We start from the raw sequence: 21158 nt of genomic DNA, 5'->3' as shown, positions 1-21158 counted from the left end.
ACTGAGTTGACCGCTGGCTGATGACACAGGGAAAAAGGGATGGGCGCACCCATCCCGCTACCGGTTGATTACGATTTGCTGTGGCCGAGGATGGCCCGCTCCATCCGCGCCAGCGCCTCGATCAGTCGTGCCCTGGTACAGCCGAAGTTGAGCCGCACGAACTGGCCGTCGCCAAACTGGGCACCGGGCGATAGTCCGACCCCGGCCTGCTCGAAGAAGGCGACGGGATCGGCAAGGCCAAGGGTGCTCACATCGATCCAGGCCAGATACGTCGCCTGATGGTTGGCCAGCTTGACGCCGGGCCAGCGTGCCACCGCCTGCTGGATCAGGGCCAGATTGGCCGCCAGATAGTCGAGTTGCTCGGTCAGCCACTGTTCGCCACCCTCATAGGCCGCTTCGGCGGCGACAAAGCCCAGCAGGTTGACGTCGGCGCTGATGCCGCGCATCGCCTGCTGCAGCCTGAAGCGCAGACGGGCGTTGGGGATGATGGCGAAGGAGCAGCAGAGACCGGCGATATTGAAGGTCTTGCTCGGGGCCATCATCACCGCGCAGCGCTCGGCAGCTTCTTCACTGATGGTGCCGTAGGGAATATGGCGGGCGTTCTTATCCAGCAGCAGATCACAGTGGATTTCATCGGAGCAGATCACAAGGTGGTGGCGGGCGGCGATGGCATCGATGGCCAGCAGCTCGTCACGGGTGAAGATGGTGCCGCCCGGGTTGTGCGGGTTGCAGAGCAGCAGCAGATCTGCGGCGGGGGCCTGACGCTCCAGCTCTGCCAGATCCAGCACCCAGCGACCGGCTTCTTCAATCATCGGCACGGTGAGCAGGGGACGATCATTGAAGCCCGGCGCCTGCAGGAAGGGGTAATAGACCGGCTTGGGAGTGATGATACCGCGGCCATGCTGGCTCCACGCCTTGCAGGCGAGGTTGAGCCCCGGTACCACGCCGGGCAGGAACACCAGCCATTCGGGCTCGATGGTCCAGCCATAGCGGGTCGCCATCCGTTCGATAATGAGTTCAATCAGGCGCGGCGAGGGACGTGAATAGCCGAAAATGCCGTGGGCAACCCGTTGGGTCAACGCCTCAATCACGGACGGGGGGGAGACAAAGTCGGTATCGGCAACCCACATGGGCAGCACATCCTGACCCTTGTACTTGTCCCATTTCAGGCTCATGGTGCCACTGCGGTCTACTTCCTGATCAAAATCAAACATGCGAACTCCTTGTGCTGGCAGGATGGGCTTTCACTCTACGGGGTCGCGGCCTCCCTCGCAAGGCGCACACCCGCTTATGTCATCCTTGAGCCTGCTCTTGATAGTGACATAAGATAAGCGCCGAATTTTCATACGGCTGCCGCCCGTTAGCCCGTATCGTCCTTCCAATCAGTGGTAACCCTATGAGCTTGTCGATAGCGGCGGTCAAACGCCCGGACCCCGTCTCTCTTTCATTTTTTGCCGTGACCTTTATGACCGGCGTCGCGGTGGCACTGCAGGTGCCTACCTTAAGTCTGTTTCTGGCCGAAGAGGTGCAGGTGCGCCCCTTTCTGGTCGGGCTCTTCTATACCATCAATGCGGTGGTGGGCATTCTGGTCAGCCAGTGGCTGGGTCATCGCTCCGACAACAAGGGGGATCGCAAGCGACTGATCCTGCGCTGCTGCTTTGCCGGGGTAGCGCTCTCCGTGCTGTTTGCCTGGAACCGCAACTACTGGCTGTTGGCGAGTCTGGGGGTGATGCTGGCTGCGCTGGCGGCCACGGCCAGTCCCCAGTTGTTTGCGCTGGCGCGGGAGTATTCCGACAGCCGCAACCGGCGGGCGGACATGTTCAGCTCGGTGATGCGGGCTCAATTTTCGCTGGCCTGGGTCATAGGCCCGCCCATCGCCTTCGCGCTGGCCATCGGCTACGGTTTCGAGCTGATGTACCTGGCTTCGGCACTGGCCTACCTGCTCTGCGCCCTGGTGGTGTGGCGCTGGCTGCCCTCTCTGCCTTTGCCCAAGATGGCTGAAGAGACCGAGCGGGTCAGCAGCTGGCGGGATCCAGCGGTGCGGGCGCTCTTTATCGCCTCCACCCTGATGTGGACCTGCAACAGCATGTACCTCATCAATATGCCGCTCTACATCACTCGTGAACTGGGGATGGATGAGAAGCTTGCCGGTATCCTGATGGGCACGGCGGCGGCGCTGGAGATCCCCTTCATGCTGCTGGCGGGTTATTACACGGCGCGCTTTGGCAAGCGCCCCATGATGTTGCTGGCGGTGCTGGCTGGCGCGGCTTTTTACACAGGTCTGGTGACCCTCACCGACCAATACGCCCTGATCGCCTTGCAGCTGTTCAACGCCATCTTCATCGGTATCGTGGCGGGGATCGGCATGTCTTACTTTCAGGATCTGATGCCGGGGCGGGCCGGGGTGGCGACCACCCTGTTTGCCAACAGTATCCGCACCGGCTCCATCATGGCAGGGGCCATCGCCGGTGTGGTGGCGGAGGTGTGGAGTTTCCACGGGGTCTTTATGGTGGCGCTGGGATTGGCACTGGTGGCACTGGCCGCCAGCTGGCGGGTGCCCAACGTCTGACGGGGGATCTGGCTGTTATTTATCGTGCCGGGGCTGGGCGTGCGGGAGCGGTGCTGATCCGCCCTGATATTCGTTGCGCAGGCAGCGCAGCAGCAGCTCGGTCGCGGGGCCGAGGGATTCGGGGGAGAGGGTCAGCAGGTAGGTATAGAGGTGGCGCTCGTTGCCGCTTTCCAGATCCAGCTGTATGAGTGAACCTTCCGCCAGCTCCCGCTCTACCAGATGGCGGGGCAGCCAGGCATAGCCGAGGCCGAGGCGCAGCATGGCGAGCACTTCGTGGTAGTGGGTCGCCTTCCAGCCGGTGTCATCCGCATCGTTCCAGTCCACCGAGCGGTGAATGGGGGGATGGAGGCTGATCTGGTTGTGGCCGGCCAGCATATCGCTGCGGATTGCCCCCTTCTCCTGTGCCAGCGGATGGTTGGCGGCGCAGAGGGGCAGCAGGCACACCTCGTCCAGCAACAGGCCGGTGCGATCGCCGGGAAGGTGCTGGGAGAGCATCAGATCCCCCGGTTGCAGGGCGCTGAAGTGGCAGTGAATGCGTTCGTGCAGGTTGACCCGGCAACCCCGGCTGCGGGGATAGAAGCTGGCCAGCGCCCGATAGAGGCGATCCCTTGGCTGCAACGCCGAAACATAGAGGTTGATCTGCGGCTCCCACTGCCGCTCCAGGTTGTTGGCCAGATTCTCCAGCTCCTCCACCTGCTGGCTCAACTGACGAGCCCGCTTGAGGAAGATCTCGCCCGCCGGGGTCAGCACCGCCTTGCGGCCGCGCACCTCCAGCAAGGGCACGCCCAAACTCTGCTGCAGCTTCGCAACCGCATGGTTGAGGGAGGACTGGCTCTTGTTCAGCGCCTCGGCCGCCTGGGCGTAGCCGCCGCAGTCAACCACCGCCTGAAAGATCCGCCATTGCTCAAACGTGCTCTTGGGACGAAACATAGTTCAACCTGATTGGAGATAGGATGGTCAGGGGTTCGAACAGGGAGCCTTTGCTCCCTATTCAATTTAACCCCTGCCGCACAACACTCTGGGTATTTTATTGATTTATTTGGGCTGGGCCGCCTGTTTATTTTGGCTGAGCCACAAAGGTCTGGCCGGTTTTGCCGCGGCTGTCCGATCCCATCAGGTAAAGGTAGAGCGGCATCAGATCGGCCGGGGTCTTGAGGTTCATGGGATCTTCTGCCGGGAAGGCGCTGGCGCGCATCTTGGTGCGGGTGCCGCCCGGATTGAGGGTATTGACCCGCACACCGGTGTTCTCCAGCTCGTCGGCCAGCACTTCCATCATCCCCTCGATGGCGAATTTGGAGATGGCATAGGTGCCCCAGTAGGCCCGCCCTTTGCGTCCCACGCTGGAGGAGGTGTAGATGATGGAGGCATCGCCCTGCACCTTGGCGGTCTGGCGCAGGAGCGGTAGCAGCGCCTGGGTCAGCAGGAATTCCGATTTGACGTTGACCTGCATCACCTCGTCCCACTCCTTCTCCTGAATGTGTTCAAACGGAGAGAGAGTGCCGAGCAAACCGGCGTTGAACAGCACGCCATCGAGGCGGCCAAACTGCTGGGCGAAGGTGTCGGCCATGCCGCGGTAGTGGGCGGCGGTGGCCCCTTTCAGATCCACCGGCACGATGGCGGGCAGCGGATAACCGGCGGCGTCAATCTGGTCATACACGGCTTCGAGTTTGGCGCTGGTGCGGCCGAGCAGGATCACGGTGGCACCGTGGGCGGCGTAGGTGAGGGCGGCTTCGCGGCCGATCCCGTCGCCGGCACCGGTGACCAGAATGACTTTATCCTTGAGCAGATCGCGGGGTGCCTGATAATCGAGCATGACAACTCCTGTTAACAAATTCCGGCCATAAGTGCATGGCAATCGGCGCCAAGTGTACTGATCCGCGCGCCTGTTTGACCAGCCAGCGGCAATAAAAATGTGAAGAAAATAGAGAGGTTGTGATGCTCGGGTTGGTTTTTTCGGGCACTGGCTGCGATTTTTTGCGCGCATCCGCCAAACTCCCTAGAATGTGACGAAAACCGATCCATTCTGGAGTCCATCGTGACATTTCTGACCGAATATGGCCTGTTTCTGGCCAAGACAGTGACCTTCCTGCTGGCCATCGGCGCCATCATTCTGATGATCGTCAGCACTCGCCAGCCGAAAGCGCGCAAGGGGGAGCTGGTGGTGACCGACCTCTCGAGCGAGCTGGAGCAGGGGCAGTTTGCGCTCAAGAGCGCGCTTGCCAGCAAGGCCGAGCGCAAGGTGATGGACAAGCAGCAGAAAGAGGAGCAGAAAAAGCGCGCCAAGGCGGGGGATGAGCGCAGTCGCCTGTTTGTGCTCGACTTCAACGGCAGTATGGATGCCAAAGAGGTGGCCTCCCTGCGCGAAGAGGTGAGCGCGGTGATTGGCGTCGCCCAGCCCGGCGACGAGGTGTTGCTGCGCCTTGAATCCGGTGGTGGCGTGGTGCATGGCTATGGCTTGGCCGCCTCCCAGTTGCAGCGGCTGCGGGACAAGGACATCACGCTGACCGTGGCTATCGACAAGGTGGCGGCGAGTGGCGGTTACATGATGGCCTGTGTGGCGGACAAGATCCTGGCCGCCCCCTTTGCCATCGTTGGCTCCATCGGGGTGATCGCCCAGCTGCCGAACTTCAACAAGTTGCTGAAAAAGCATGACATTGAATTCGAGATGCACACCGCCGGGCAGTACAAGCGCACCATCACCATGTTCGGCGAGAACGACGATCTGGGGCGCGAGAAGTTTCGCGAGGAGCTGGCGGCGATCCACGAGCGCTTCAAGGCCTTTGTGGCCGAACACCGCCCGCAACTCGATATCGATCAGGTCACGACCGGTGAGCACTGGCTGGCGAGTCAGGCCAAGGGGCTGGGATTGGTGGATGCCCTCTGCACCAGCGATGACTACCTGCTGGCGCAAGCCAGCCACCACAAGGTGATCGGCATCAGCTATCGCAAGCCAAAAAGCCTGACCCAGAAGCTGGGGCAGCAGGGCGCTCAGGCGCTCGAAGCCGGACTGGGGCGTCTGTGGCAGCAGAGTCCCTGGCGCTAAGCCCGCACCTTCGGCGTTAGCCAGAGGGGAATCCCGTGATAAAAAGGCCAGCCGATGCCCACCGGCTGGCCTTTTTGCATCCGGTTGCACCTTGCTGGCGAGCGAGCGTTGTTTCTATTGAAGCCCTCTGTTACCACTGAATGCTTTCCCCCGTTTATGACAGCATCTTGTGTTAAGAGCTGCGGAGGCATGGAGCATAGCGATGTCATGGAGCACCCTCAGGCAATTTCCCCTGCTGGTCTGGATCGTTATTCTGGGCACCTTTATGGTGCGTACCAGTTTTTTCATGGTCTGGCCTTTCCTCTCTATCCTGCTGTATCGGGAGTATGACCTCTCTGCTTCCGGTATCGGGATGTTGCTCGGAGGAGCCGCTGTGCTCTCCTGCCTTATCGGCTTCTACGTGGGGTGGCTCTCCGACAAGATTGGTCGCCGCGCCATATTGCTGCTGGGCTGCGCCGTGTCGTGCGGAGCTTATCTGCTGCTTGGCTTTGGCCACTCCCTCTGGCTAATCGCACTGGGGGTATTTGGCTCCGGTCTCTCCTATGCCTTTATCGATACCCCGGGCAAGGCGCTGATGGGGGATCTGCTGCCCGAGAAAACGCAGCGAGAGCTGGCTCAGCACCTGCGCTACTTCCTGCTCAATGTGGGGGCGGGGGTGGGTGAGCCTGCGGTTGCAGTTCTCCATTCTGCTGATGGCTGCGGCCCAGGTGCTGTTCGCCCTGTCGAGCCCGGCATTGCATTGGCCCTGGTTGATGGCGGTGTTCTTACTCAGTGTCGGGGAGGCGGTGCTCTTTCCGCTCTTTAACGTGCTGATCGATGAGATGGCGCCGCCTCATCTCAAGGGCAGTTACTTCGGGGCCAGTGCTCTTGCCGGTCTTGGCTGGGCGCTGGCTCCGTTAGTGGGGGGATGGTTGTTGCAGGTATGGGGCGGGCCTGCGCTGTTTGCCGTGATGGTGGGGATCTGTGTGCTGGTGTTCGCCCTTTACGGGGCTGGCAACCGGGAGGTCAGGAGTCCGGCCTGCCCGGTGAAGTAACTCAGAAGGTCAGCACCTTGTCGGCAGCCAGGGTCCATTGGGCCAGCATCGGCAGGGTGCCGACCTCAATCCCCTCGATCAGCGGCAGGATTGTTATGCCCCGGGCATCGGTGCAGCTCTTGCACAGGCGAATGACTGCACCCTGAGCCAGCAGGATCTCCAGCATCTGGCGCAGGTTGTACCCTTCGGCTGGTGCCTGACCGGCCAGCGCCGCGCTCACCGCATCGGACATCAGGAACAGCTTCAGGCTGGCGCCACCCTGCTCGTTCAGGGCGATAGCGAGACGCAGGGCGTTGAACAGGGATTCGCTACCATAGGGAGCGCCATTGGCAATCACCACAATCTGTTGATTCATAAGAAACTCCTGATCCTAAAAAGCGCCATTGTAGAACCAACAGGGTGACGATTGCGTGATGTTGCACAACTTCTGTCGCACCTTGTTCCCGCTTGCTTGACCCTGCCGCCGATCGAGGTTTTTATGGTCAGCTCGCAAACCAGATCGGATGAATCGAGATGTGGAAAGTATTGGGAGCCGGCTTGCTGCTGTTGGCGGGTCAGGCCTTTGGCAGTGAAGCGGTCGGTTGCCAGGCCCGTCTGCAGACAGTCAACAACCAGCTGGTGTCTGCCAAAGCACACCACAATGCCGGACAGGAGCAAGCCGCGCACAATATCAAGGCCAACAAGCAGAGCAAATTGGAGCAGGTACAGACCGACTTGCTGGCGGCGTAGCGGGAGCTGGATGAATTGCACCGGTTGGTAAACAAAAAATAGCCATCATGGAGATGAGGGCGGGATCAAAAAAGGCCGGGATTTCCCGGCCTTGTTGCATTTACTGTCGGTGCATCCGTACAAACTTCTCCATCAGCTGATCTTCGGTTTCCACATGAGCGGGATCCCAGATGATGCAGTCGATAGGGCAGACGCTGATGCAGGTTGGCTTCTCATAGTGACCAACGCACTCGGTGCAGCGACTGGGGTCGATCTCGTAAATCTCCTCACCCAGGCTGATGGCCTGGTTGGGACACTCGGGATCGCACATGTCACAGTTGATGCACTTGTCGGTGATGAGCAGGGACATCTCAGGCCGCCGAGTGAGGCTGACGGGTATCCTGACGCTCGCCAAGGTTGCGCAGCAGGATGCCGTAGTCAACGTCCACTTCCTTCGGCACCGGCACATAGACCACGTGGCCATTGCCCGGCGCGGTATCGATAAGCTCCCCTTTGCGGTTCTGCATCTGCTCCAGATTGAAGCTGAGGTTGCCCTGCGGGGTCATCAGCTCCAGGCTGTTGCCCACCAGAAACTTGTTCTTCACTTCCACTTCGACCATGTCGCCGTTACGACCGGTGATCTCGCCGACGAACTGCTGGGTGTCGGAGACGGAATAGCCATAGTCGTAGTTCTGGTACTCGCTGTGGTTGTGACGGCGCAGGAAGCCCTCGGTGTAGCCGCGGTGGGCCAGATTTTCGAGGGTGCCCATCAGGCTGCGATCGAACGGGCGGCCTGCCACCGCATCGTCGATGGCTTTGCGATAGACCTGTGCGGTGCGGGCGCAGTAGTAGAAGGACTTGGTGCGGCCTTCGATTTTCAGCGAGTGAACGCCCATTTTGGTCAATCGCTCGACGTGCTCGACCGCCCGCAAGTCCTTGGAGTTCATGATGTAGGTGCCGTGCTCGTCCTCGAACGCGCTCATGTACTCGCCCGGGCGGTTGGACTCTTCCAGCAGCACCAGCGCATCGCTCGGTTTGCCAAGGCCTAGCGTGTTGTCCGGACGCACTGCGATGGGCTCCTGACGGTGGACGATCTGGCCCACGTCATCTTCTTTACCTTCGTGCACCTTGTATTCCCAGCGGCAGGAGTTGGTGCAGGTGCCCTGGTTGGGGTCACGCTTGTTGATGTAGCCGGAGAGCAGGCAGCGGCCGGAGTAGGCCATGCACAGGGCGCCGTGAACGAACACTTCCAGCTCCATCTCCGGCACCTGCATGCGGATCTCTTCGATCTCGTCCAGCGACAGCTCACGGGAGAGAATGGCGCGGGTCAGGCCCATCTGATGCCAGAACTTCACCGTGGCCCAGTTGACCGCGTTGGCCTGCACCGAGAGGTGAATGGGCATATCCGGAAAGGCTTCACGCATCATCATGATAAGACCGGGGTCGGACATGATCAGCGCATCCGGCTTCATCTCCACCACAGGGCGCATGTCGCGGATAAAGGTCTTGAGCTTGGAGTTGTGGGGCTGGATGTTGGCCACCACGTAGAACTGCTTGCCGAGGGCATGAGCCTCGTTGATGCCGAGCTGCAGGTTTTCGTGATCGAATTCATTGTTGCGCACCCGCAGGCTGTAGCGGGGCTGACCGGCATAGACGGCATCGGCGCCATAGGCGTAGGCGTAACGCATGTTCTTGAGGGAACCTGCAGGGGAGAGCAATTCTGGTTTAAACATGGCGGACTCTTATATCTGATTGCAAATCAGGACGATGCCACCTGATGGCATCGTAGTGGTTGAGCTGCGGTGCAAGATGACCCTCCGAGAGGAGTCTCAATACAGCGCGACCCGATGACAGCATATCCGGGGCTATCTACAGAAGATGCGGCGGATATTCGGGGTGCGAGATTGTACTCGCCCCCACGTCATCATGCAATTTGGCAGGACATTGTTGGCTGCGCGAGCCGATAGGATGCCGATATGAAACAGCCGCTCAGGCCCAACGGAGGAGGGGGGCCGATATTCAATTATCCAGTGCGAGTTGAAAATCGGGGAACTGTTCGCTCATAAAATTGCGGGGGCTGTGGCCATTGCCTGCGGTGGCCAGCCATTCCCAATCCAGTTTTGGCGAGCCCGCTTTGAAGCGTTGATAGGCAACGCCCTTGTGAACCGTCAGAAAAAGGGTCGTGGGGAGCCCCAGCTTGTTGCTGTAGCGCACCATCAGTTCGCCCTGATAGTCCTTGCTGATTCTGACTTTGAGCGCCTGCAGTGTCAGACCGGTGGCGTGACCATGCTCGTCCCAGACTTCAAACATGATGTGAACACTCTGATGTCAATGATGCCACGATGAGCAAGATGGGATGCAATTGCAACTGTCAGATCTGACAAGGCCAAAAAAGTGTGTGGGGGATAGCAGAAAGCGAAAACCCGGCGCGAGGCCGGGTTTTCTTGAATGATGGTGGAGGGAGAAGGATTCGAACCTTCGAAGGCAGAGCCGTCAGATTTACAGTCTGATCCCTTTGGCCGCTCGGGAACCCCTCCACAGGGGTAAAGCAAATTGTATTCAGCCATTGCAATCAGGGAAATGGTGGAGGGAGAAGGATTCGAACCTTCGAAGGCAGAGCCGTCAGATTTACAGTCTGATCCCTTTGGCCGCTCGGGAACCCCTCCACGGGGTATTTCCTGATTGTCACTACTTTTGCACTTGAATGGTGGAGGGAGAAGGATTCGAACCTTCGAAGGCAGAGCCGTCAGATTTACAGTCTGATCCCTTTGGCCGCTCGGGAACCCCTCCCCAAGTGCGAGGCGCATACTATCAGATCCAGAGGCTTTGTGAACCCCTTGATGAGGCATCTGGCAGTAAAAAATGACTGTTCGTCGATTTTTTGATACACCAAGCTCAAAATTCAAGCTTATCAGCAAGTTGTGTGCTGCTTTTCTGCACAAAGCAGCATCCGTGCAAGCTGGCGATCGCGCTGAAGGCAAGGCCGATAGCAGAAGACCGCCAGTGTCGGCGGTCTTCCCGGGCATCACATCTAGCGCTGGAACGGGTAGACCGAACCCAGTTTCAGGATCTGGGTCAGCTCGTCCAGCGCGCTGCGAGACTCCTGCACCAAGGTCGGATCCCGCAGGTCATCGAGGGTCAGGCGATCACGGTAGTGGCGATCCACCCAGCCATCGAGGCGGGCAAACTGGCTGTCGTTGATGAGGCAGGCCGGATTGACCGCGGCGAGTTCCTGATCGTTCATGGCAACCCGCAGTCGCAGGCAGGCCGGGCCGCCACCATTGCGCATGCTCTGTTTCACGTCCATGTAGTGCACCGCCTTGATCGGGGTGTCCTGCGTCAGCAGCTTGTCAAGATAGGCCGACACCGCCGGATTGTCGCGGCTCTCGGTGGGGGCGATGATGGCCATCTCACCGCTCTGCAGGGTGAGGATCTGGGTGTTGAACAGGTAGGATTTCACCGCATCCAGCACGGATACCTCGGCGGTCGGCACTTCGATAAAGTGCAGGTCTCCGTCACCAAACTTGCCGCGGATTTCTGTCAGCACCGCTTCGGTGTTGAGGAACGCTTGCTGGTGGAAGAAGAGCACGTTCTGGTTGCCCACCGCGATCACGTCGTTATGGAACACCCCCTGATCGATCACCTCCGGGTTTTGCTGGATAAACACCACGCTCTCCTCACCAAGGCCATGCAGGCGGGCGATGGCCTGGCTTGCCTCCAGAGTCTGGCGGGCCGGGTAGCGCTTCGGCGCCGGGCGGGAGTAATCAAAGGCGCTGCGGCCATAGACAAACAGCTCGACCCCCGCCTCGCCATAGGCGCGGCAGAGGCGGGTATGGTTGGCCGCCCCCTCGTCGCCGAAGTGGTCATTCTCCGGCAGATGGAGGTGGTGGCTGAAGTGGCGATCGTTGTTGAATACGGCGCGCAGGATACGGCCTGTGACGTCGGGCTCCAGAGAGCGGTGAAACTTGTTGGTCAGGTTGGCGGGGGTGAAGTGAATACGGCCATCCTGGGTATCGGCACTGGGAGAGACGGTGGCGGCGTTGGCCGTCCACATGCTGGAGGCGGAATAGCAGGCAGCCAGCACGGCAGGCGCCTGTTTGGCGGCCTGCTCCAGCACCCGGGCATCGTTGCCGCTAAAGCCTAGGCGGCGCAGGGTGGCGAGATCGGGACGCTCTTGTGGTGCCAGCACCCCCTGGGTCATGCCTAGCTCGGTCAGCGCCTTCATCTTGCGCAGCCCCTGTTTGGCGGCCTCTTTCGGATTGGAAGCCTCCTGGGCATTGCTCTGGGAGGCAACGTTGCCGTAGGAGAGGCCGGCATAGTTATGAGTCGGGCCGACCAGACCGTCGAAATTGACCTCGAAGTGCTTCATTGAGTACATCCTTTCGATTTTTATGATGGGTAGCGGTTCCTTCCGCGCACAATGCGTCGGGGTTGGGCCATTATAAAGAGATTCTATGTTTTTGTAACAAGCCGGTAACCAGTAGACGTTTTTATGTCGTTTCCGATATAAAAAAAGGGGCGGTATGGCAGAAAAATGAAAAAGCGGTTGCGTCCGGCCTGTTGCCTTCGCATTAATAAATAAAGAAGCAATAAAAGAAGCGGTGTGGTGCGGGCTGGTCAGGGGGATTTGTTCACAAGATTGCTTTTTCGCGCCAAATCTCTTATACAGCCCCACAAAACCGCACACCAACCCCGTCGGGTGCAATGAGGATAATAGTTACAGCATGGGCAAATCACTGGTCATAGTGGAGTCTCCGGCCAAGGCCAAGACGATCAACAAATATCTGGGCAAGGACTACGTGGTGAAATCCAGCGTGGGTCATGTTCGCGATCTGCCCACCAGCGGCAGCGCCAGCACCGAGCCCAAGAAACCTGTCATTCGCGGCATCAAGTTGAGCGAATCCGAGAAGGCTGCCAAGGATCGCAAGGCCCTGTTTGCCCGGATGGGAATCAATCCGACCGCGGGCTGGCAGGCTAACTACCAGATTTTGCCCGGCAAGGAGAAGGTGGTCAGCGAGTTGCAAAGTCTGGCCGAGAAAGCCGACACCATCTATCTCGCAACCGACTTGGATAGAGAAGGGGAAGCGATCGCCTGGCACCTGCGCGAGATCATCGGCGGCGACGACAGCCGCTACAAGCGCGTGGTGTTCAACGAGATCACCAAGAGCGCCATCAAGGAGGCGTTCGCCCAGCCGTCCGAACTCAATATTGACCGCGTCAACGCCCAGCAGGCCCGTCGTTTCCTCGACCGCGTGGTGGGTTACATGGTCTCTCCGCTGTTGTGGAAGAAGCTGGCCCGCGGTCTATCCGCCGGTCGGGTGCAGTCCGTTGCGGTGCGTCTCATCGTCGATAAAGAGCGCGAAATCAAGGCGTTCGTCCCGGTCGAATTCTGGGATCTCAATGCCGACCTGCTGACCGCCGACAAGAGCGATCTGCGGATGGAAGTGGTCAGCCGCAACGGGGCCGACTTCAAGCCGGTGACCCAGGCAGAGACCTTTGCCGCTGTCGCAGCCCTGGAAGGGGTCGACTACAAGGTGGTGAACCGGGAAGACAAGCCGACCGGTTCCAAGCCCTCTGCACCGTTCATTACCTCCACCCTGCAGCAGGCGGCCTCTACCCGTCTGAGCTTCGGGGTCAAGAAGACCATGATGATGGCCCAGCGTCTCTATGAAGCGGGTTACATCACCTATATGCGTACCGACTCCACTAACCTCAGCAAAGAGGCGGTTGAGGCGGTGCGTGAATATATCGGCGAGCAGTATGGCGCGGCCTATCTGCCAGCCGAGCCAAATCTGTATGGCGCCAAGGCCAATGCCCAGGAGGCCCACGAGGCGATCCGCCCCTCCAGCGTGCAGGTGACTGCCGAGATGCTGGAAGGGATGGAGCCGGATGCCATGCGTCTGTACGATCTCATCTGGCGTCAGTTCGTTGCCTGCCAGATGACCCCGGCTCAGTACGACTCCTCCACCCTGACCGTCAAGGCGGGTGAGTTCGAGCTCAAGGCCCGTGGCCGTACCCTGCGCTTCGCCGGTTGGACCAAGGCGCTGCCGCCGATGGGTCGCAAGGGTGAAGATAGCCAGCTGCCTGCGGTGACCGTGGGCGAGGTGCTGAAACTGGTCAAACTGGATCCGCGCCAGCACTTCACCAAGCCGCCCGCGCGCTTCACCGAAGCTGCGCTGGTGCGCGAGCTGGAAAAACGCGGCATCGGCCGTCCGTCTACCTACGCCTCCATCATCTCCACCATCGTCGACCGTGGTTATGTGCGGGTCGAGAGCCGCCGTTTCTTCGCCGAGAAAATGGGCGAAATCGTCACCGACCGGCTGGTGGAGAACTTCGTTGAGCTGATGAACTACGAGTTCACCGCCAAGATGGAAGACAAGCTCGATGGCATCGCCGCAGGGACCATGGAGTGGAAGAAGGTGCTGGACAGCTTCTACGCCGAATTTACCCAGGAGCTGGAGCAGGCCGACAAGGCGCCGGAAGAGGGGGGAATGCGTGCCAACCAGATGGTGCAGACCGACATCGACTGCCCGGATTGCGGCCGCAAGATGGGTATCCGCACTGCCTCCACCGGCGTGTTCCTCGGCTGCTCCGGCTATGCCTTGCCGCCGAAAGAGCGCTGCAAGAAGACCATCAACCTGGTCTCTGCCGACGAGTTTGTCTCCGCCACTGACGGCGAAGAGGCGGAAACCGAAGCGCTGCGCGCCAAGCACCGCTGCGGTGTCTGTGGCACAGCGATGGATGCCTACATCATCGATGACAGCCGCAAGCTGCACGTCTGTGGTCGCAACCCGGACTGCGATGGCTACGAAATCGAGAAGGGCCAGTTCAAGCTCAAGGGCTACGAAGGGCCGAGCATCGAGTGCGACCGTTGCGGAGCCGAGATGCAGCTCAAGAACGGCCGTTTTGGCAAGTACATGGGTTGCACCAATGAGACTTGCAAGAACACCCGCAAGATCCTGAAAAACGGCGACATCGCACCGCCGAAAGAGGATCCGGTGCCGCTGCCGGAGCTCAAGTGCACCCAGTCCGATGCTCACTTCGTGCTCCGTGACGGGGCTGCCGGTCTGTTCCTGGCTGCCAGCAACTTTCCCAAATCCCGCGAGACCCGCGCGCCGCTGGTGGAGGAGCTCAAGCGCTTCAAGGATCGCATCTCCGCCAAGCACAAGTATCTGGCCGGTGCTCCGCTCACCGATCCGGATGGCAACCCCGCCATTGTGCGCTTCAGTCGCAAGACCAAGGAGCAGTACGTGATGAGCGAGGTCAATGGCAAGGCGACCGGTTGGACAGCCCACTACGACAACGGTACCTGGCAAGAGAGCCAGCCCAAGCCGAAGAAAGCATAATGATAAGAGGCCCCGTCAAGGGGCCTCTTCGCTTATGGATAGCGGTATACTGAGACAGCTGCAAGGAGTGCAGCTGTCGTCAATCGCGAAGTAAACAAGGAGGTTGAGATGGAGATTAACGAGATCCGGCCGGGCATGAGCTGCATGACCCGGGAAGGGGCGGCCTATGTGCTGGAGGTTGACCGGCAGAGCCTGCTGGTGCTGCTGCAGCGCGCGGACGAGACCATACCGGTGCAGGTGCGCAGCGACGAGATCCTGGCGCCGCTGGAGTGATTCGGCAGTGACCCCCTCAAAACGGCAGTAGAAAGAGCAGCTCGGCGAGATCGGGCTGCCATTGCCACTCCTTCATTCTGACCCGCCCCCCGATCACCACGACGCCTTCCTGCTGCAGACGTCCCGTCTGTTCGGCAAAGCCTGGCGATCCTTTGGGTAACGAGAGGGTGCCCGCTGCGCCCAGTACCCGATGCCACGGCAGCACCTTGTCGGTTTCCCGCAGCACCTTGCCTACCAGTCTTGCCCGTCCGGGCAGCCCGGCCAGATCGGCTACCTGGCCATAACTGACCACCTTGCCTGCCGGGATCAGGGCGATGATCGCTTCGATACGGGCAGTTTTGTTCAGTGGCGCAGGACTTGATTCAATGCTCATAGATCCGATTCGTCACAAACAACAGAAGCGCCATTGTGGCGCTTCTGTCATGGGGCTGGCAATGATTCAGCCGAAGGTCTGGCTAAGCCCCTTCAGTTGCTTGGCCCGTTCCAGCAGAGCCTGACTGGAGTGATCGACATCCTGCATCTTCTGGCTGTTGGCGTGGGAGTATGCGGATATCTGGTGGATACTGCGGCTGATCTCCTCCACTACCGCTTGTTGTTGCTCTGCAGCGGTGGCGATCTGGGTGGAGTGTTCGGTGACCAGCTCTATCTCTGCCAGCACGGTATGGAGGCTGCTGGCGCCCTGGCGGGTCATCTCGGCACATGCGCGGGTCTGTTGCAGGTTCTCCTGCATCATCCCCTTCCAGCGTCCCAGAGTGTGCTGGATCTGCTTGATGCTGCCCTGGATCTGCTCGGTCGCCTTGTGGGTGCGGGTCGATAGAGTACGCACCTCGTCTGCGACCACCGCAAAACCACGGCCCTGCTCCCCGGCGCGAGCGGCCTCGATGGCGGCGTTGAGGGCCAGCAGGTTAGTCTGCTCGGCGATGCCCTGGATCTCGCCCATGACACTGCCAATCCGTTCGGATTCGCTGGCGAGCTCTACCGCCGAGTTGAACGCCAGCTCTGCCTGTTTGGCGAGCTGTTCGATCTGTTGCTCGGTCTGGTTCAACTGTTGATTGGTTTGTTCACAACGGTTGCGAGCTTCGTTGACCTGACCGTTGGAGTCCTGAATGTTGAGGGCGATCTCGTGAGCTGTATTGGCCATTTGAGTCATAGCCATAGCCATCTGCTGGGTCTGGGCATCTTGCTCGTTGATATCGAGACAGGCCTGATGAGAGGCCTGTTTCAAATTGATGGCCAGGGTTTGCAGAGGTGCAGTGGCATCGTTGATCCGCCCCAAAACGGTTCGGATGCGGGCCTGCAGCATCTTGATATGAAAATCGGCAATGGCGCCGGGGTTGTCACCGGAGTAGACCAGCCGGGTCAGACTGTCATATTCGCGGCCCAGCTGCTGCAGATAGTGGGGCAGGGCAAAGAGCTCGCGCCAGTAGGCTCCGCCAATAAGCAACAGGGGCAGCAGCATCAGCAGGACGGTCATGGCCCCTTGGCTGGCGAAGGTCCAGCCCATCAGGCCGAGCAGCAGCAGGGTAATGGCCGGGGTGCGTACTCTGGCAAGAGAGGGGAGGTTGCTGCTGTTGCCGCGCTCGACTTTGAGCAGGGCTTGGTAGGTCTGAGCGGCGATGCGCTTGAATTGGGGATCGGGCTTGCAGCGTACCGACTGGTAGCCGCTGATCCTGCTGCCTTCGTAGATGGGGGTCACATAGGCATCTACCCAGTAGTAACGGCCATCCTTGCAGCGGTTCTTCACCATACCGCGCCAGGGTTTGCCCTCCTTGAGGTGGGCCCAGAGATCGGCGAAGGCGGCCTTGGGCATGTCGGGGTGGCGTACCAGATTGTGGTTGTGTCCCACCAGTTCATCAACCGGGTAGCCTGCGATGTCGCAGAAGGCCGGGTTGGCGTAGGTGATCACCCCGCGCAGGTCAGTGGTGGAGACCAGTTGTACGTCGGCAGGAAACTCCACTTCGCTATCCAGGGTATGGACGTCTCTGCGGGCCATAGGAATACGCTCCGATGTTCTTGTTGATAATGTTGTCGTTGTTATTGTGGCAGATCTGGAGGTGGCCGCAGGCTCGCGCCAGCAGGAGGCGGACCTGCTTCATTGGGGGCTGTATTTTGCCAATAATGGCGGATGAATGGTAGTGGTGGTTAATGCTTTGTTGGTTAGTCGTAAAAAGGCGACCAGCCGGCCGCCAAAGTAGAGACAACACTACCTCTGCGGCATCCGGTAGCGCACTTTTAACTGATCGAGGATCTGCAGCTGACCGGGCAGGCGGGCGGCGAAGTGATCCCAGCCCTTGTGGGCGGGATGACTCCAGGCCACCTCGGCCGTGGCCAGCATGCGCGGGAACAACATGTAGTCGAGACGGTCACGGGAAGTGACCAATTCTGACCACAAGGGGCTCAGTACCCCGAGGATGTTATCGTTGGCATGGAAATCGGCTGGGGCAGGGTCACACGAGTAGATCTGCTCCAGATTGAGGGTCCCCGCCCAGTAGAGGCCGGGTTCATGAATATCGGCGCTCCAGGCGAGATCGAGATAGAGGCACTGGGCGGGCGCCATCACCACCGGATAACCGGCTGCGGCGGCGTCCAGCCCCGCCTGGAAGTTGGTCCAGGCACAGATGGCGGCGTTGCGGCTCACCTTGTCGCCGTGCAGGATCTCCTCCCAGCCGATCATCTGTTTGCCTCTGGCGGCCAGATAGCGCTGGCAGTGGCGCAGCAGATGGCCCTGCAGCTCGCAGCAGTCGGCGTAGCCCTGCTCGGCCATCAGCTGCTGGCAGGCGGGGCTGTCGGTCCAGACACCGGTCGGCACCTCGTCACCCCCCATGTGGATCTGCGGGCCGGGGAAGAGTTCGCACACCTCGTCCAGCACCGCCTCCAGGAAGCGGTAGGTGCCGGGCAGGGCGGGGTTGAGCACGTTGTCATCGAAATGCTGGACCGAGCGGTAACGGGATTGATCCTCCGGTTCGACCAGCAGCTCGGGTAGCGCCTTGATGGCGGCATGACAGTGGCCCGGAATGTCGATCTCGGGAATGACGGTGATGCCGAGCTCACTGGCATAGCTCACCAGCTCCTTCACCTCGCTCTGGGTGTAGTAGCCGCCATAGGGTTCGGCACCGCCGCTCAGCTGGGGGTCGATCGCCAGATTATGGCCGCGCCAGGCACCCACGTCTGTCAATGCCGGGAAGGCCTTGATCTCGAGTCGCCACCCCTCGTCATCGGTCAGGTGCCAGTGGAAGCGGTTGAACTTGTAGAGGCTCATCAGCTTGAGCAGGCGCTTGATGGTGGCCGGGGTGTGGAAGTGGCGGGCGCAGTCGAGAAAAATGCCGCGAAAGCCAAAGCGCGGGACATCCTCCAGCGTGACGCAGGGCAGGCTCTCCCCATGTTGCAGATACCACTGGGCCAGCGTGACCAGCCCATGACGCCAGCCCGCTTCGTCGGCGGCGGCAATCACCACCTCCTGCGGCGTGATGGTGAGTTGGTAGGCTTCGGGTGCCAGTTTGGCCTCGGTCAGCCGGATTTCTGCGTCGTGATCCTGCTCCAGTGCCAGCGACGTCAGCTCGTTGAAGTGGGCCAGCAGCTTCGGCACATCACGGGGGGCGCTGACATGAGCCCGCTCGGCCAGCCGGAAGTTCCCCTCCAGCAGTACCAGATGGGCCGGTTGCGGCACTATACCGGGCAGGGGCTCGACATCCGGCAGGTCGGGGCGGGTTACCGGCGGGTTCTCCAGCCCGAGATCCTGCGCCGCCAGCGTCACCGGCAGCAGCTGGGCACCCGTGGTCGCCTCCGGCAGGCTGAGAAAGAAGCCCTGCGGCATGTCGGAGAGCTTCTTGATGGGCGTCTGGCGGCAGCAAAAGCACAGCTCGCAGCTGTCAGCGTTCGGGACAATCACCTTGTAGCTGCCGCTCTGGCGCTCCAGCTCGCCCCCTTGCAAGGAGTCGGGGTCGATATGGCGAGCCAGACAGAAGTGCAGCTTCCACCGGGTATCCGGCATGCGGGATAGGGTGAAGGTGAACCAGACATCCTCGCCGTCACGTCGGGCGACCTGGGTGTGGATCAGGGGTGTAGACATGGAAAATCCTCTGATTGGGCAAACAGGATGGCGCCATCGAGCGCATCTGCCTGGGGGGGATCAGGTTGAGCTGGCCGAGACGGGTGCTGGCGATGGCGGCCAGCACATTGGCGTGGGCATGGGGGATGCCCAGCTCCAGATTGGAGCCAGCGGCGTGCCCCTCTCCGAGCAGCTTGCCCGCCCGATCCCGAATGCGGGCGCGGGTGTGGGTGCCCCCGCCATCGACGCCGACCCAGTACTCAATCATGGTGACCTCCCTGCTCATTTCGATCACTCAGGGCGCTCTGCCAGCTGATGGCCAGGGCAAACCAGGCGGAATGTATGGAGGATCCACTGCTCTCCCCACTGCCAATGATGCTTGAGACGATCTCAATCATGGTGGCCTCCCTGCACGCTCTGCCAAGTGATGGCAAGGGCAAACCAGGCGGCGTGGGGGATCCACTGCTCGCCCCAGCGCCAGTTCTGATCCAGCCGATCCTTGTACTCCTGCGGGATAAAAGCCACGTCGTTTTCGTCATCGAATCCGGCGGTGATGCCGTTGCTGATGCCCCCCTGCGCATTGGGATACCCGGCGGTATAGGCGGGGTTGTTGATGCCGTGGCCCGCCAGCATGCAGGCGTTGAAGGGGTTCTGCCCGAGGATCCAGTCGAGCTGGTGCTGACCGTAAGTGAGCAGCGGCTGGCTCTGGCGGGGGAAGTGACGGGCGCCAGCAAAGGCCATGGTCGCCAGCGAGGCGAGGCGGGCATTCTCCCCCTGCCACCAGTAACCGGACTCGTTGTTGTGGGGCATAAAGAAGCTGACGCGCGGCGCTTCATCCACCCCTTTCACATATTGGCGGGCGAGGGAGAAGGGGTTGCCCGCGCGGGCGCAGAGCGCCAGCTCGGCGGCCAGCGCCTGCTCCACCACGGTTTGTACCCGGGCCTTGTGCCCCTGATCTGGCTCTACGCCCAGATATTCCAGCAGCGCCAGCACCGGCAGCCCCGCCTCGACGGCGTGGTAGTAGGGGCGCGAGCCATCCTCGTTGGCCGACCAGTAGTGACCCAGCTCCGGATGGATGCGCTGGCGGGCGCAGAGTTTGCTGGCGCGGGCTCTCGCCTCGGTCAGCCACTCGCAGCCGAACGTGCGGGTCAGCTCCACTGCCGCCAGCAGGGCGCAGTAGTCGTCGATGATGTTCTCGCAACCATCGTCGAGATAGGCGAGGTTGTGCTCACGTAGATGCAGGTAGCCGCGTTTGGCCGCCTCGGCGTAGCGGCTGGCATCGACGTCGCCGCTGACGCTCTCGCGGGCGGCGCGGGCCAGCGCGGCGATGGCCATGCCACCCCCTTGGCGAAAACCCGCCTGCCAGTTGGCGGACTTGATCCCCTGCTGGGTGGCATAGGCGCACAGCTCGCGCTGGGCGGGGTCCTTGCTCCACTTGTCGAACAGGGTCATGAAGAAGAAGCCCGACTCATCCTGCATCCGGCAGAGGAAATCGGCGCCGTGCAGCGCCTCGTCATTAAGCCGCTTACAGAGGTTTACCCCGTCGATATCACGGCGTGGGGCCAGCAGTTCGCGGCATTTGAGCAGGGCCCACACCACCATGGGGGTCTGCTGGGGATTGAGGTAGTTGGCGTAGGAGAGGTGGCTCAGGTACTTGCTCATGTCGCCGCTGGCATCGAACCAGCCACCGTGCACATCTTTGTGCTGCTCGGTGCCAAACAGGCGGGCGTTGCGGTCGGCTCGATCGAAGGTGCCGCTGGCACGCTGCCCCTTGAAGTAGTGAATGACGTCGGAGAGGCAGCGGCTGGTCAGCAGATCCTGGCCGATAGTGAAGGGGGCGGATGGCACAATACGTTCCGTGGTGCCAGCATGGGTGCTGACGATGACCACTGCCTCCAGCCGATAGTGGCCGGGCTCCTTGAAGGCGGAGAAGTCGGCACGCCAGTAAGCGCGGCCTTGCCAGCCGGGGACGCTACCTGCCGGTTGCAGCGGGGTTTCAAACTGGATCTGGCCATCAGCAAGGCGTTGCAGCCTGACATAGCCGCCGAGATCAGGGGTGGGGGAGGCTTGCAGCAGGGCGACCTTGTGCCCGTTGCACTCGTATCCCACCTGATTGATCAAGAGTTCCATCAAGGTA

General features: G+C 60.8%; 18 protein-coding genes, 3 tRNA genes and 2 pseudogenes. 6 read left to right on the top strand and 17 right to left on the bottom strand.

Annotation, left to right across the window (positions count from 1 at the left end; all coding sequences use genetic code 11):
* Window positions 1-68: 68 nt before the first annotated feature.
* Window positions 69-1214 carry a MalY/PatB family protein gene (locus BN1125_RS17060; protein ID WP_042013745.1) on the bottom strand — a complete coding sequence of 382 codons (1146 nt, stop codon included), beginning with the start codon at window positions 1212-1214 and terminating at the stop codon, window positions 69-71.
* Between the two features lie 182 nt (window positions 1215-1396).
* Between BN1125_RS17060 and BN1125_RS17055 the strand changes: the two genes are divergently transcribed.
* Complete coding sequence (locus tag BN1125_RS17055; RefSeq protein WP_042013744.1) at window positions 1397-2569, top strand: MFS transporter; 1173 nt, start codon at window positions 1397-1399, stop codon at window positions 2567-2569.
* A gap of 15 nt (window positions 2570-2584) precedes the next feature.
* Here the strand turns inward: BN1125_RS17055 and BN1125_RS17050 are convergent, their stop codons facing one another.
* Together BN1125_RS17050 and BN1125_RS17045 are read right to left on the bottom strand one after the other, a co-directional pair.
* A complete protein-coding gene (locus tag BN1125_RS17050; RefSeq protein WP_042013742.1) occupies window positions 2585-3499 on the bottom strand; it encodes a LysR family transcriptional regulator in 915 nt (304 codons plus the stop codon).
* A gap of 127 nt (window positions 3500-3626) precedes the next feature.
* Window positions 3627-4382, bottom strand: a complete 756-nt coding sequence (locus tag BN1125_RS17045) for a YciK family oxidoreductase (protein ID WP_042013739.1) — start codon at window positions 4380-4382, stop codon at window positions 3627-3629.
* A 222-nt stretch (window positions 4383-4604) separates the two neighbouring features.
* Between BN1125_RS17045 and sohB the strand changes: the two genes are divergently transcribed.
* Both sohB and BN1125_RS17035 read left to right on the top strand, forming a co-directional pair.
* Window positions 4605-5612, top strand: a complete 1008-nt coding sequence (gene sohB / locus BN1125_RS17040) for a protease SohB (protein WP_042013738.1) — start codon at window positions 4605-4607, stop codon at window positions 5610-5612.
* Window positions 5613-5814: 202 nt separating this feature from the next.
* Window positions 5815-6646, top strand: a pseudogene (locus BN1125_RS17035) (MFS transporter).
* Window position 6647: 1 nt separating this feature from the next.
* Here BN1125_RS17035 and BN1125_RS17030 read toward each other — a convergent pair.
* Window positions 6648-7001 (bottom strand): DsrE/DsrF/TusD sulfur relay family protein, encoded by a 354-nt coding sequence (locus BN1125_RS17030; protein ID WP_042013737.1) that lies wholly within the window; start codon window positions 6999-7001, stop codon window positions 6648-6650.
* Between the two features lie 158 nt (window positions 7002-7159).
* Between BN1125_RS17030 and BN1125_RS17025 the strand changes: the two genes are divergently transcribed.
* Window positions 7160-7375 (top strand): hypothetical protein, encoded by a 216-nt coding sequence (locus BN1125_RS17025; RefSeq protein WP_042013736.1) that lies wholly within the window; start codon window positions 7160-7162, stop codon window positions 7373-7375.
* Between the two features lie 100 nt (window positions 7376-7475).
* On the opposite strand, the gene BN1125_RS17020 is transcribed toward BN1125_RS17025, so the two are convergent.
* The 7 genes from BN1125_RS17020 to astB all read right to left on the bottom strand — a co-directional run bounded on the left by BN1125_RS17020 (window position 7476) and on the right by astB (window position 11723).
* Window positions 7476-7724, bottom strand: coding sequence for a YfhL family 4Fe-4S dicluster ferredoxin (locus BN1125_RS17020; RefSeq protein WP_017787727.1), 249 nt, complete (start codon window positions 7722-7724; stop codon window positions 7476-7478).
* Between the two features lies 1 nt (window position 7725).
* The gene (trhP, locus tag BN1125_RS17015) at window positions 7726-9087 is read right to left on the bottom strand and encodes a prephenate-dependent tRNA uridine(34) hydroxylase TrhP (protein WP_042013734.1); all 1362 of its coding nucleotides are present in this window, start codon (window positions 9085-9087) and stop codon (window positions 7726-7728) included.
* A gap of 286 nt (window positions 9088-9373) precedes the next feature.
* On the bottom strand, window positions 9374-9664 hold the full coding sequence (locus BN1125_RS17010) for a hypothetical protein (RefSeq protein ID WP_042013733.1): 291 nt from the start codon (window positions 9662-9664) through the stop codon (window positions 9374-9376).
* Between the two features lie 142 nt (window positions 9665-9806).
* Window positions 9807-9891, bottom strand: a tRNA-Tyr gene (locus BN1125_RS17005).
* Between the two features lie 44 nt (window positions 9892-9935).
* Window positions 9936-10020: transfer RNA gene (locus BN1125_RS17000), tRNA-Tyr, on the bottom strand.
* A gap of 39 nt (window positions 10021-10059) precedes the next feature.
* Window positions 10060-10144: transfer RNA gene (locus tag BN1125_RS16995), tRNA-Tyr, on the bottom strand.
* Window positions 10145-10385: 241 nt separating this feature from the next.
* Complete coding sequence (gene astB, locus BN1125_RS16990) at window positions 10386-11723, bottom strand: N-succinylarginine dihydrolase (RefSeq protein WP_042013732.1); 1338 nt, start codon at window positions 11721-11723, stop codon at window positions 10386-10388.
* Window positions 11724-12078: 355 nt separating this feature from the next.
* Here astB and topA point away from each other — a divergent pair, with 355 nt between their 5' ends.
* Together topA and BN1125_RS19300 are read left to right on the top strand one after the other, a co-directional pair.
* Complete coding sequence (gene topA, locus BN1125_RS16985) at window positions 12079-14700, top strand: type I DNA topoisomerase (RefSeq protein WP_042013731.1); 2622 nt, start codon at window positions 12079-12081, stop codon at window positions 14698-14700.
* 108 nt (window positions 14701-14808) lie between these two features.
* Window positions 14809-14973 carry a hypothetical protein gene (locus tag BN1125_RS19300; RefSeq protein WP_005334891.1) on the top strand — a complete coding sequence of 55 codons (165 nt, stop codon included), beginning with the start codon at window positions 14809-14811 and terminating at the stop codon, window positions 14971-14973.
* Window positions 14974-14989: 16 nt separating this feature from the next.
* Here the strand turns inward: BN1125_RS19300 and BN1125_RS16980 are convergent, their stop codons facing one another.
* The 6 genes and pseudogenes from BN1125_RS16980 to BN1125_RS16960 form a co-directional block, all read right to left on the bottom strand.
* The gene (locus tag BN1125_RS16980) at window positions 14990-15346 is read right to left on the bottom strand and encodes an MGMT family protein (RefSeq protein ID WP_042013730.1); all 357 of its coding nucleotides are present in this window, start codon (window positions 15344-15346) and stop codon (window positions 14990-14992) included.
* A 66-nt stretch (window positions 15347-15412) separates the two neighbouring features.
* The gene (locus BN1125_RS16975) at window positions 15413-16966 is read right to left on the bottom strand and encodes a methyl-accepting chemotaxis protein (RefSeq protein ID WP_042013729.1); all 1554 of its coding nucleotides are present in this window, start codon (window positions 16964-16966) and stop codon (window positions 15413-15415) included.
* A gap of 210 nt (window positions 16967-17176) precedes the next feature.
* Window positions 17177-19042 carry a beta-N-acetylhexosaminidase gene (locus BN1125_RS16970; protein WP_042013728.1) on the bottom strand — a complete coding sequence of 622 codons (1866 nt, stop codon included), beginning with the start codon at window positions 19040-19042 and terminating at the stop codon, window positions 17177-17179.
* A 76-nt stretch (window positions 19043-19118) separates the two neighbouring features.
* A pseudogene (locus BN1125_RS18745) lies at window positions 19119-19289 on the bottom strand (BadF/BadG/BcrA/BcrD ATPase family protein); the annotation flags it as partial.
* On the bottom strand, window positions 19282-19419 hold the full coding sequence (locus BN1125_RS19185; protein ID WP_156993500.1) for a hypothetical protein: 138 nt from the start codon (window positions 19417-19419) through the stop codon (window positions 19282-19284). The gene BN1125_RS19185 and the pseudogene BN1125_RS18745, both read right to left, overlap by 8 nt.
* Window positions 19412-21151 (bottom strand): glycoside hydrolase family 9 protein, encoded by a 1740-nt coding sequence (locus tag BN1125_RS16960; protein ID WP_042013726.1) that lies wholly within the window; start codon window positions 21149-21151, stop codon window positions 19412-19414. The genes BN1125_RS19185 and BN1125_RS16960 overlap by 8 nt, the downstream gene beginning before the upstream one ends.
* Window positions 21152-21158: the final 7 nt, after the last annotated feature.

This window comes from Aeromonas fluvialis (genome assembly GCF_000819885.1).
GTDB lineage: Bacteria > Pseudomonadota > Gammaproteobacteria > Enterobacterales > Aeromonadaceae > Aeromonas > Aeromonas fluvialis.
The sequence above is the reverse complement of the archived record's forward strand: the minus strand, read 5'-3'. Positions and strand labels throughout refer to the sequence as shown.

Excerpts from the sequence above, each read along its gene's own strand:
- BN1125_RS16970 (WP_042013728.1), bottom strand. The coding sequence starts at position 19,042 with ATGTCTACACCCCTGATCCACACCCAGGTCGCCCGACGTGACGGCGAG.
- BN1125_RS17020 (WP_017787727.1), bottom strand. The coding sequence starts at position 7,724 with ATGTCCCTGCTCATCACCGACAAGTGCATCAACTGTGACATGTGCGAT.
- BN1125_RS17060 (WP_042013745.1), bottom strand. The coding sequence starts at position 1,214 with ATGTTTGATTTTGATCAGGAAGTAGACCGCAGTGGCACCATGAGCCTG.
- BN1125_RS17045 (WP_042013739.1), bottom strand. The coding sequence starts at position 4,382 with ATGCTCGATTATCAGGCACCCCGCGATCTGCTCAAGGATAAAGTCATT.
- BN1125_RS16980 (WP_042013730.1), bottom strand. The coding sequence starts at position 15,346 with ATGAGCATTGAATCAAGTCCTGCGCCACTGAACAAAACTGCCCGTATC.
- astB (WP_042013732.1), bottom strand. The coding sequence starts at position 11,723 with ATGAAGCACTTCGAGGTCAATTTCGACGGTCTGGTCGGCCCGACTCAT.
- BN1125_RS17025 (WP_042013736.1), top strand. The coding sequence starts at position 7,160 with ATGTGGAAAGTATTGGGAGCCGGCTTGCTGCTGTTGGCGGGTCAGGCC.
- topA (WP_042013731.1), top strand. The coding sequence starts at position 12,079 with ATGGGCAAATCACTGGTCATAGTGGAGTCTCCGGCCAAGGCCAAGACG.
- BN1125_RS17055 (WP_042013744.1), top strand. The coding sequence starts at position 1,397 with ATGAGCTTGTCGATAGCGGCGGTCAAACGCCCGGACCCCGTCTCTCTT.
- trhP (WP_042013734.1), bottom strand. The coding sequence starts at position 9,087 with ATGTTTAAACCAGAATTGCTCTCCCCTGCAGGTTCCCTCAAGAACATG.
- BN1125_RS16975 (WP_042013729.1), bottom strand. The coding sequence starts at position 16,966 with ATGGCCCGCAGAGACGTCCATACCCTGGATAGCGAAGTGGAGTTTCCT.
- BN1125_RS17050 (WP_042013742.1), bottom strand. The coding sequence starts at position 3,499 with ATGTTTCGTCCCAAGAGCACGTTTGAGCAATGGCGGATCTTTCAGGCG.
- BN1125_RS19185 (WP_156993500.1), bottom strand. The coding sequence starts at position 19,419 with ATGATTGAGATCGTCTCAAGCATCATTGGCAGTGGGGAGAGCAGTGGA.
- BN1125_RS19300 (WP_005334891.1), top strand. The coding sequence starts at position 14,809 with ATGGAGATTAACGAGATCCGGCCGGGCATGAGCTGCATGACCCGGGAA.
- BN1125_RS17030 (WP_042013737.1), bottom strand. The coding sequence starts at position 7,001 with ATGAATCAACAGATTGTGGTGATTGCCAATGGCGCTCCCTATGGTAGC.
- BN1125_RS16960 (WP_042013726.1), bottom strand. The coding sequence starts at position 21,151 with ATGGAACTCTTGATCAATCAGGTGGGATACGAGTGCAACGGGCACAAG.
- BN1125_RS17010 (WP_042013733.1), bottom strand. The coding sequence starts at position 9,664 with ATGTTTGAAGTCTGGGACGAGCATGGTCACGCCACCGGTCTGACACTG.